At 36.2% G+C, this 10,105-nt stretch carries 11 protein-coding genes; 4 read left to right on the top strand and 7 right to left on the bottom strand.

The annotated features are described in order from the left end of the window. Positions 1 to 2,240: Eco57I restriction-modification methylase domain-containing protein (locus PLA23_RS06160; protein ID WP_324474453.1), on the top strand; the 2,240-nt coding region annotated here is incomplete at its 5' end. A 498-nt stretch (positions 2,241 to 2,738) separates the two neighbouring features. On the opposite strand, the gene PLA23_RS06155 is transcribed toward PLA23_RS06160, so the two are convergent. From PLA23_RS06155 to PLA23_RS06130, 6 genes are all read right to left on the bottom strand, one after another. Beyond that, positions 2,739 to 3,032, bottom strand: a complete 294-nt coding sequence (locus PLA23_RS06155; RefSeq protein ID WP_324331829.1) for a hypothetical protein — start codon at positions 3,030 to 3,032, stop codon at positions 2,739 to 2,741. Between the two features lie 286 nt (positions 3,033 to 3,318). Continuing rightward, complete coding sequence (locus PLA23_RS06150) at positions 3,319 to 4,062, bottom strand: RecB family exonuclease (RefSeq protein WP_324331828.1); 744 nt, start codon at positions 4,060 to 4,062, stop codon at positions 3,319 to 3,321. Between the two features lie 3 nt (positions 4,063 to 4,065). Further along, positions 4,066 to 4,908, bottom strand: a complete 843-nt coding sequence (locus PLA23_RS06145; RefSeq protein WP_324331827.1) for an AAA family ATPase — start codon at positions 4,906 to 4,908, stop codon at positions 4,066 to 4,068. 133 nt (positions 4,909 to 5,041) lie between these two features. After that, positions 5,042 to 5,227 carry a hypothetical protein gene (locus tag PLA23_RS06140; protein ID WP_324331826.1) on the bottom strand — a complete coding sequence of 62 codons (186 nt, stop codon included), beginning with the start codon at positions 5,225 to 5,227 and terminating at the stop codon, positions 5,042 to 5,044. 25 nt (positions 5,228 to 5,252) lie between these two features. Then, positions 5,253 to 6,329: a hypothetical protein gene (locus PLA23_RS06135; RefSeq protein ID WP_324474451.1), complete on the bottom strand. Its 1,077-nt coding sequence runs from the start codon at positions 6,327 to 6,329 to the stop codon at positions 5,253 to 5,255. Between the two features lie 191 nt (positions 6,330 to 6,520). Next, a complete protein-coding gene (locus PLA23_RS06130) occupies positions 6,521 to 6,886 on the bottom strand; it encodes a hypothetical protein (RefSeq protein WP_324331420.1) in 366 nt (121 codons plus the stop codon). 77 nt (positions 6,887 to 6,963) lie between these two features. Here PLA23_RS06130 and PLA23_RS06125 point away from each other — a divergent pair, with 77 nt between their 5' ends. The 3 genes from PLA23_RS06125 (at position 6,964) to PLA23_RS06115 (ending at position 8,877) form a co-directional block, all read left to right on the top strand. Next, positions 6,964 to 7,272: a hypothetical protein gene (locus PLA23_RS06125; RefSeq protein ID WP_324474449.1), complete on the top strand. Its 309-nt coding sequence runs from the start codon at positions 6,964 to 6,966 to the stop codon at positions 7,270 to 7,272. Between the two features lie 437 nt (positions 7,273 to 7,709). Continuing rightward, positions 7,710 to 8,546, top strand: coding sequence for a hydroxyethylthiazole kinase (gene thiM, locus PLA23_RS06120; protein WP_324331424.1), 837 nt, complete (start codon positions 7,710 to 7,712; stop codon positions 8,544 to 8,546). A 208-nt stretch (positions 8,547 to 8,754) separates the two neighbouring features. Next, a complete protein-coding gene (locus tag PLA23_RS06115; protein WP_324331416.1) occupies positions 8,755 to 8,877 on the top strand; it encodes a hypothetical protein in 123 nt (40 codons plus the stop codon). 549 nt (positions 8,878 to 9,426) lie between these two features. Here PLA23_RS06115 and PLA23_RS06110 read toward each other — a convergent pair. Beyond that, entirely contained in the window at positions 9,427 to 9,960 is a 534-nt protein-coding gene (locus tag PLA23_RS06110) for a hypothetical protein (RefSeq protein WP_324331414.1), read from the bottom strand. Positions 9,961 to 10,105: the final 145 nt, after the last annotated feature.

Here is a 10,105-nt window from a genome sequence, read left to right as displayed (position 1 = left end):
CAGTGGAGAATTTAAGATTAGCCACTTCTTATATTATTGTCAATCAATTATTATTTTATCAAATTTTATCAAAAAAGAAAAATTTGCCTGAAATAGATTCATCAAAATTAAGATCATCGAGTGAATTGCAGGAATATTTTAATAGAGTTTTAGAAATCAATTATAGATTTATTTATTCTTATGATGTAGTCTCCAAGGTTCCTGATTTGTTTTTAGGTGATTTAAAAAAGATTATTAGCGCAATTCAGGGCCTCAACCCAGAAAAAGTTGGAGGGGATTTACTTGGAACCATTTTTCATGATTTAATCCCATTTGAGGTAAGAAAAATTGTTGCTGCATTTTATACAAATCCCTTGGCGGCAGATATGTTAGCCTCTCTTGCAATTGAATCTCCATATGTGTCAGTTGTTGATTTTGCAGCGGGTAGTGGGGGATTACTTGTAAGTGCATACCATTCAAAAAAACGATTAATAGAAGATTTTTCCGAGGAAGATCATAGAAAATTTTTAGAGAGTGAAATATATGGGGTTGATATTATGCCTTTTGCGGCCAATGTCGCTGCCAGTCATTTAGCATTACAAAGTCCAGAGTATTTCACAAATAAAGTTAATATTGCAATCTGGGATTCTACCGAATTAAAAGAAGGAGATGTTATTCCCACCTTAGCAGGAATTGACTATGTTTTAAGGGGGCAAACTTCTCTAAATATGTTTGGAGGGGATTCAAAAATAGATGCCAAAGGGGTTGTAAAACTTGGTATTTCAACTCCGGATGACATAAGATTACCTAAATTTGATGTTATAATAATGAATCCCCCCTTTACTAGACAGGAAAAAATCCCCAAAAATTATAAAGACGTATTGGATAGTCGATTTGAGGATTACAAAACAATAATATCTGGTCAAATGGGGTATCATGGCTACTTTATTTTATTGGCTGATAGATTTGCTAAACAGGATGGTGTAATTGCTCTTGTTCTTCCGGCAACAATATTGAGAATAAAATCATTTGAGGGTATTAGGGATCTGATAAAAGAACAGTATTCAGTAAAATATTTAATTACTTCAATATTTAGATCAGCATTTTCAGAAAGTACTAGATTAAGAGAAATATTATTGATTGCAGTCAAAAAGAAAACAAATTCCTCCTATATGACAAAAATTGTTACTTTAAAGAAATTACCTGAAAATCATGATGATGCTTTGATCTTAGCAGATAAAATAAAAAATTATTCTGAATTGAATGATGAAAGCATGATTATTGAAAAAATTGATTATTCTTCCTTTATTTCTACAAAAAATTGGTTCAAATTTATCGTTTTAAATAATAAAGACTTGTATTCTTTTTATCAACAGTTTGAACAACACCCAAAGCTTATTAGGATTTCTGAATCTAATTTTAAAATTAAACGTGGTTTTGAATTAGAAAAGGGCCTCTTATCATCCCTAATAATCCTTTCTAATAGAGATAATGCTTCAAGACAGAATGATATATGGATTTTAAATAAGCAAACTAAAAACTCATACCATGCCTTGCATAAATCTGGTACTGTTGAATTTAAAATTCCAAAAAATTGTGTCCAATTTGCATTACGAAGAGCATCAGGGTTAAATAAAATAATTGTTGATGATACTTTAGATTATATTATCACTACATCTTGGAGTAAGGGAGATTTCAGAAAATTTCAGGAATCTTTGGGTAAACAATTTCAATCTAAATTATTAGACAAGATTAAAAGAAATGTTGATAATCGGCTTGGGAATTTATATATTGTTCGGAGATTTAATATTTCAGCTCCAAATACATTTGCTTTAGCATATTACTCTTCAATTCTTGCAGCGCCTACTAAATTGTTATATTCAGTTAATTTACCTGATTCAGACGCAATTATTCTAACCTCATATTTTAATAGTGTATTTAATTTATTACAAGTCCTGATTGAAAGGGTAGAAACAGAAGGTGCGTTTTTAGAATTATCAGAATATGTATTGGATGATTTTATGATTCCGAATCTATCAGAATTATCTGAATCGGAAAAAATTCTAATTATTGAAAATTTCAAAAATATAGGAAATAAACCGCTGGAAAGTATCTATGAACAATTAAAACATGGAAGAGAATACAGAATACAATTAGATGAGATTTGGAAAACAATTTTGGGGATTGATGTAGATTTAAACTCGTTATATCGTTGTATTATAAAAGAGATAAATCTTCTAAAAAATATAATGAAAAATTAATTATCATAGATTTTTTTTAGAATTTATCAGAGCATTGAGACAAAGCAACCATCTGACTTCTCACTGTCACATCAAAATCAAATGAACATTTCCGACAAACACCAATGATATCAATCATATTTGTTGCGTTATTAATGTTAACAGTTACCGGAATATGAACATCACAAAAAAGACACCGGATATACATCCGGTTACCGTATTTATAAACCCTGATCTTCCGATTATACATAAAAATCAGAATTTAAAAGAGTTCCCAGAACTGATCCAACGTGGCCTGATAATCATTGCTCTCCATCTATAACACCCATGTTAATTAATTTGAATTATATACATTCAGAGCTCCTACAAACAGGATAATAAAGAGAACCATAAACGGTGAATATAACTGCACAAATTCAAGGTTCAACTTCAAATAAGCATTAAGTATGAACATAAGGAACTGCATATACACAATTCCCATGATCATAATCACATGATTATCCATGTTAAACTGAACCTTTATTCCCCGTTTTTTCCCTCTTCATTCTTTTCTTTCTGCTTAATAATGTCCTTGCGAATATCATCCAGATGAACAATTATATCTCTGATATCTTCTGAAGACATACTGGATATAATATCCCTGAACTTGTAAAATGACAGTTCGAAATCCTTCTGTTCTTCCTGAGAAAGACTCTCGAAATCAACAGCATTCATCACCATGAGATTGCACATTGAAAAGATACCAAGAAACTCCTTCTCAGTAACCTCCATACAATACTTTACTTCATTCCCATTTGCTTTATCTTCAGTCATTGTCATACTCCATCATCCAACTGCAAATAATACGCGGTAATCAGAATGATCATATCACGTATAATTAATTTTTTCTCTATCAGAGACTCAGTACAATCATACTGTGATAACTTTATTTGTAACACATTGAATAAATCTATTTCGGTTTCATATGCAAGTTTCTCTACATCAACACCTGCAATAATCTTATCTAACACAGATTTATTACATGTACATGTGTGTGTATAAGTATAACCATCGCACATATATTTATTCATTCAAATTACCATGTATTTATACTTTTTTGTTAGTCAGATTCCTTCTTTCCGGACACGGATTTATTATACAACCCGGACTCTTCAATTGAGCATTTACAACTGCAAATTGCCATTTTTGATTCAGAACATGTTGGTATAACCTCACCCCCATTTCTGACATCCTGACACTTCTGAATCAGTTTCAGAATTGTTGATTCATAACTCGGTTTTAACAACTCAATCTGCCGAACCCTTGGATTAATTACCATTCCCATAACTATCTGATAATCAGCGTAATCGGGAACTGTTGATAACAGATACTTATAAAATCCGATTTCTTTCTGTAAACTTGGTTTATAAACCGACTTTCCTGTTTTATACTCAACTATACAGTAACCAGAACCAAACCGATCCAATCTATCGATTGTTCCACCGATACCAAGTTCCTCATTTATAACCGTTTTTTCACAAAATACAGGTTTCCACAAGTCCAAATCACAATCTAACGCTATCAGCCTCCGTCTCTCCATATCAATAAACCATGAGATCATATCACGTTCAGAATCCGTGAAATCAGGATGAATAAAATTTTCCCAGTCAGCAGGCCGGTATTCATGAGCAATCTGCATAAATGTGTCTGCAAATTCATGAAACCGGGTACCTGTCACCATTGCATAGTTTTCATCCTGCACAACAGACTTATCAACATAGATTTTTTTATACTGTAACGGACAGAATGTGTAAGAAGTAAGATGTGACTTACTTATTACACGATCCCTGTAATTATCGGTCATGATTTACAAGAATTTAACACCCGATTTCTTCGTCAGGTATTCCCTGACATCATCAAATGTCGGATTAATCAAATCATCATATTTATCACCGAATCTCCCACCATGAAAGACAAACCGGTGATCTTCAAATTCACGCTTAACCTCGATATTCAGATCCAGCCAGTAAAATGTATTTTTCTGCCAGTCAGGATCGAAAATACCCGTTGCTTTCACACCATCATATTTCTGTTTTGATTTAAACGTAAGTATAACGTTCCAGTCTGAAGCCTGAAGTAATCTCATTAATTGGGTCCAGCGTTTATTCGCCCTTCCCCATTCGGTTCCCATAATGGCATCACCGAATTTCTTGGACTCATCAACGTTGTCAGCAAGCCATATCTTCAGATATTCCCATATATCAGACATGGAATCAATTGCAATCGTTCCAATTGTCTCTGACTCTGACACTGCATCAACCAGTTGCCCGATGATTTCAAAAGCAGCTTCCATAGACTTAGTAACATCCATATGCTGGCCTTTCTTTTCAGCATAATCAACAAGATCAACCACGAAGATCTCTTTCTGAACATCCTCCGGTAACTGCTTTACCAATAATGGCAATGATTTTTCAGTATCCAGAATATATAATGGTCGCTTTGCAGTTAACACCCAGTGTGTCTTTCCAGCCTTTGGTGCTCCATAGATACCACAACGGAGACACTTTACTGCCGGTATCTCAATAGCCGGTTTGAACATTGATAACACATTTGTAAAGTCCTTTTTCGGGACTTTCTTATGAGATGATGCCTGATTAACAGCAGGATCACCTGCAGTATCAGAACTCTCTTCTATATCCCATTTCGCCATAACAAAATGCTCTCCTGAATAATCAATTACTAATTTAATGGAGGTGATAACGTGGTTTACAAAGAAATGTAATTTATTTCCCTATAAACTACTTTATGATGATATTTTAAATTACCTGATAACACTACAAAATTCACTGTTTATCACGGGGAGACGTTACTTTGGATTTTGACTGATATTCCCCACAATAAAACTGACTCGGATGACCATCAACAAATCTGGTTCCCTGTATATGAAGCGGGTACCGACGACACCCAAACCGCCGGTTATCCTGCGGGTAATACAGGAACTTACAGGTTTCACATGTTTCTTCAGGCATAATTCCTCACAGAAAAGTTTAAAAATTAGATTAAACCTGCAGCTGCAAGTTTCTTCCGCATCTCATCCTCTGCGCCACCAGTGTCTCTGACAGCACCCCATAACTGATAATAATCAATCATGTTCCCATCATCACCCTTGAAATTCATCTTCTTTCCAACAACAATGACTTCATCACCGCTCTGGAAATCAAGAATCTGTTTCCCAATAACGCTGGATCTGGTACTTAATTTGATACCATCGGGAACATCGATCGATGTGATCCGCAAGACATATTTTCCTTCGTTTTCCTGCACACGTGATACATTCCCACGGGTAAAGAACAGGGTATATGGCGCAACCTTCGGAGAAGCAACCTCACCCAATTCCTTCCAACACTCCGATTTCGGAAGCACACGTTCCGCAACAGACCATGCCATATCATACGGTCCGTAATCCTCGTATGCATCCTTGTATACACTGATCGTTTTACCATATTTGTTACCGTACACAACCGATTTACAACCAATCTTCGGATGGTTTTTACAATCCTTATCCCAGCGGATAGTTCCAAACTCCAATGATTCAACTTCTGAATCACCAATTGACGAAACATACATTACAAGACGTTTCTGTCCATCATATGGAATATCCTGACCATACTTCGGATTCGGGATCTCGTTCCCGTCTTTGTCCTTGACAAACTTCTTACTGTATAACGGAATCGGATACTTCTTCCCATCCTCCGTTACACCAATCCGAACAAGCCCTGATTTAATGGACTGATCAGTTCCGTTTTTAAGGTCTTCGTAATACATATTACGAGCCTGACGCTTCTCATAATCATTCCGATCCTCAGTCGGGCTTACACCAAACACAATACAGCTGATTTCCTTTAAATTCCCTTTCTCTGCCTCTTTCTTTGCATATAAAAGTGGCGAAAGAACGAATATCTTTGATATATTTGAAACAGTCAGTTCATCAATCTTCTTTTGTAATGATTCCGCATCACTAAAGAACTCTTTTATTTCTGACTTAAGCTTTGCCTGATACTCTTCAACTTTTGTTTTGACTTCGTTTTCCGACAAAGAATACATCTCTGCATACTTTTTATAATCTATCATAGACTGTTCTCCCGATTACTCATCGGCCATACTAGATTGGTTATGCAAACATATAAACACTTCTAAAAAACATTTAAATATTAGAAACAACCAGTAGGTATGTGCAACACCAAAAAACAACAAGGAAGAAAATCTCCCCCTTCTTTGTTGAGAGGGTTTACCAGTGTTGTATTGTTTTGACAAACCGGAAATCAGTTCATTTCTATCTTTATTCCAATATACCGGTATTCATTTATTTCCTTGACATTCTGCGGAGTGCGTTTGAAATAATATGCCTTGTTATAAAATTTGACACGGAACAGCATACGTTCTTTTCTCGTAAATATATCGTAGAGATAGTGCCGTGACAGATGCCGTGTTATATTGAATTTATCGACAAAATCGGTGGTCATATAAACATTCCGCTCATCCCACTCTTCCTCGATAAACTTTCTGAACTGATAATAAAGACTTGGCTCAAAATATCTGCAATCAGAAGCAGAGACTTCATCCAGATTTTTTCTTCTCTTTCTGCATAATTTCTCATCTTTCTGAAATTTACATTCGATACATTGCATATTTAAATAATGGGTTCATTTACTATATATAAATTTCCAGTAATATTTAAATATTATGAATTAGATATATAAAGTTAATGGAATCCAAATATGATATATATAAATTTTTTGCAGAAGAAGAAGCACGGATGAACAGAAATCCTGATCATAAAAGTGAAAAAATAAGAGAATTTATTCGTAAATTTGGAAAAGACAATGATTTTGAAGAAGTTGTCGAATATGCACTTTATGAAAAATTCAAGTCAGAGTATCCGGATGTTGATGTTTCAAAGAATTATTTTCATACTATTGCAAGCAAAGCATGGAATATCCGAATTGATGACAAAAACAACAAATGGATACAGTTAAACAAACAAAAACCGATGAAACGAAAAAATCGCAGGTAACTAATGATAATTTATGAATGAATAACCATGAATTTTTGCAGGTAACCTGGATTTTTGCAGGTAACTTATATTACAACAGTGCCTGACACACCATACCGGAAAACCTCTCTGAAACAAAAGGAAAGAAGGAGTTTTTTCCTTCCCAATCCTGATGTTTCTCTTGTGTGTGTGGGCATACAATACAGGGGTTTTATTGTGCGCCATGCGATTAAAACGTAACCCACTGTATTACATCTATGATGTTATAAATAACCATTATTTAAAAATGATCAAATTTTCCGGATTTCATTTTGGTTTCGTGAAAAGATATGGATCGTGATATGCTACAAACCTTAAGTTCATTGAGGGAAATTGATCCTCATTTCTTAAAAACGGAGAGAATATGTGCAATGACCAGTCTTCGTCTCTGCCGCATTACAAAAAGATTTATGGTAACAATGGAGACGTGGATCCGGAATATTGGATTATTTATGACACGGTATGGATCAATTCTTGCAGATATCCGAGAAAAAACCCCTCTCATTCACCATATAACGAACTATGTCACGGTGAATGACTGTGCAAATATCACCCTTTGCATTGGCGCTTCACCGGTTATGGCTCATGCAGAAGGGGAGGTCGAAGAGATGGTTGCCATTGCATCAGCCCTCGTCCTCAACATCGGGACTCTTGATTCACAGCAGATTCATCGGATGTTCATCGCCGCAAAAGCCGCAGAAAAACGCGGAATTCCGATCATACTCGATCCGGTGGGAGCAGGGGCTACAACATTTCGGACAAAGACGGCACAGAGGATGATTCAGGAGTTGTCCATCTCGATCCTCAAAGGGAATGCCGGAGAGATTGGGACTCTTGCCGGGAAAGAGGCCCATGTAAGAGGAGTAGATTCAGGGGGAGTTGCAGGGGATCCAATTGATATTACCTCTGGACTTGCTGCCCGTCTTGGGTGCACCGTTGTCATGAGCGGTGCAACTGATATCATCAGTGATGGATCCCGGATCTTTCTCTGTGAGAATGGTCATCCATACCTGGGACAGATATCCGGGACAGGTTGCATGGCTGCATCGGTTATTGGTTCTTGTGCAGCGGTCACCTCTGATTTTCTTTGTGCATCCGTTGTAGGTGCTGCAGCATTTGGTATAGCTGGAGAGCGGGCAGCGATCGATGCTCCCGGGCCAGGTTCATGTAAGTATCGGCTCTTTGACTGCATGGCAGCACTCACCCCTGACGATATTGATCAGGATGCCCGTGTTCGGCAGATGGAATTCGTATAGTGTGGTGCACAACGTCTTGGAAAATAAAGGATTTGTGATGAGATTCTCTCTCCGGAGATATCCATACTGTATGCCAGAGCATCTGGAACTGTGGCGGACTCATTCAAATGAGTTCATATGAAAATTATCGAATATGATCTCGGATTTATTGCAAAATCGTCTGATGTAATCGATGATTTTATTTTGCATGATCGATTATATGTAACAAATGGATCGAAAAATCCAGGCGGTTCTTGATAGACAAAATCCATGGTGGTTTGGACGTCCCTATAACACGGGGCAGAACCGGCTTGGTTCATTCCTTCATGTATTTGGAACACCAGTCCGATGATGTAACACGTGGAAATCCGTTTAAAAACGGTGGAAGGTACCTGCATACACCGAATGAATGATATTTACAGGTTGAGCAGGATGCGGAATCACGGATATTATCAAGAATTCCGGTCATGTCCAGAATATTACCACTTTTTTTACATGTATTTGAACGGATGGTAAAATCGGAATTATATGATGATGATTCAGATTCGGTAATTGAGTTAAACTTTGTATTCTGAATATAAATCTTTTTATCATGTCTGTTATGATGAATTGTATGAGTATACACGTATTTTGAGATTTGATCCGGTTCGATCCGGGTCCATAACTTCAGATTTTCCGGACCACGATCACTGATAAACACAGTCTGTAATGTATTAAATGATTTGTAATATTTTACCAGTTTTCCCGGATATTTATGATAGATCCGGTAATCAACAACAACAGGCATAACATTTAATTTTAGTTTTCATATATTTTAAATGTTATGGACTGAAATTAAACTGGATTGGATTGAGTTAACTCGGAGATTTAAAAAAAACAGATTTGGAGGTTAATCCGGTTGTTAATACGTCAACAATTGTTTCAGGATTTCAGAGACGATTGCAGGTATTGATTTGTTATCGGTATTGATATCTATTAATTTAATTGGTGGCATGATATACCGGTCTTTAATGTACTCGTAATTACACTTGATTGCATACATGGTTTTTTCTGACGGTGGGATCTCCCCACGTTTTTTGATCCGTTCGATTGACGTGCCGATATCTGCATCAAGGTACACCACGTGGGTTGGAAGTATAAGATTCCGGGGCTGCATCAGAAAGATATTATGGATCTGGATTCCTTCTGCCGCCTGATATGCCATGTTACAGTAAAATCCGCGGTCACTGATCACATGATACTGTTGCAGCCATTCTGATACCAGATCCATATGATACATCCGGTCATACAAAAACGTGATTAATTTATCATGTGGATCTAACCGTGGATCTACACGGTACTTATATGGTTCCTTTGTTAACTTGGACATTGGAATCTGTTTTAATAATTCCTTACACACTGTGGATTTTCCCGTCCCGTCTATCCCGATTACCATTATATACATAACTTATTATTCAGTTTGTCAGTATTTAATGATGTTTAGTGAGGGTGTTGCACAACTCAGAACCCTCCACAATATTTTATACCAAGGTCAATCAAAAGTACTTTACCTTAGTACGTCCAACATATACTCGATGTAT

Source organism: Methanospirillum sp., from assembly GCF_035406105.1.
Classification (GTDB): domain Archaea; phylum Halobacteriota; class Methanomicrobia; order Methanomicrobiales; family Methanospirillaceae; genus Methanospirillum.
The sequence above is the reverse complement of the archived record's forward strand: the minus strand, read 5'-3'. Positions and strand labels throughout refer to the sequence as shown.

Bases quoted from the DNA above. Each gene is read 5' to 3' on its own strand.
- PLA23_RS06130 (WP_324331420.1), bottom strand. From the start codon at position 6,886: ATGCAATGTATCGAATGTAAATTTCAGAAAGATGAGAAATTATGCAGA.
- PLA23_RS06155 (WP_324331829.1), bottom strand. From the start codon at position 3,032: ATGACTGAAGATAAAGCAAATGGGAATGAAGTAAAGTATTGTATGGAG.
- PLA23_RS06125 (WP_324474449.1), top strand. From the start codon at position 6,964: ATGGAATCCAAATATGATATATATAAATTTTTTGCAGAAGAAGAAGCA.
- PLA23_RS06145 (WP_324331827.1), bottom strand. From the start codon at position 4,908: ATGGCGAAATGGGATATAGAAGAGAGTTCTGATACTGCAGGTGATCCT.
- PLA23_RS06110 (WP_324331414.1), bottom strand. From the start codon at position 9,960: ATGGTAATCGGGATAGACGGGACGGGAAAATCCACAGTGTGTAAGGAA.
- thiM (WP_324331424.1), top strand. From the start codon at position 7,710: ATGGAGACGTGGATCCGGAATATTGGATTATTTATGACACGGTATGGA.
- PLA23_RS06140 (WP_324331826.1), bottom strand. From the start codon at position 5,227: ATGCCTGAAGAAACATGTGAAACCTGTAAGTTCCTGTATTACCCGCAG.
- PLA23_RS06135 (WP_324474451.1), bottom strand. From the start codon at position 6,329: ATGATAGATTATAAAAAGTATGCAGAGATGTATTCTTTGTCGGAAAAC.
- PLA23_RS06150 (WP_324331828.1), bottom strand. From the start codon at position 4,062: ATGACCGATAATTACAGGGATCGTGTAATAAGTAAGTCACATCTTACT.
- PLA23_RS06115 (WP_324331416.1), top strand. From the start codon at position 8,755: ATGGATCGAAAAATCCAGGCGGTTCTTGATAGACAAAATCCATGGTGG.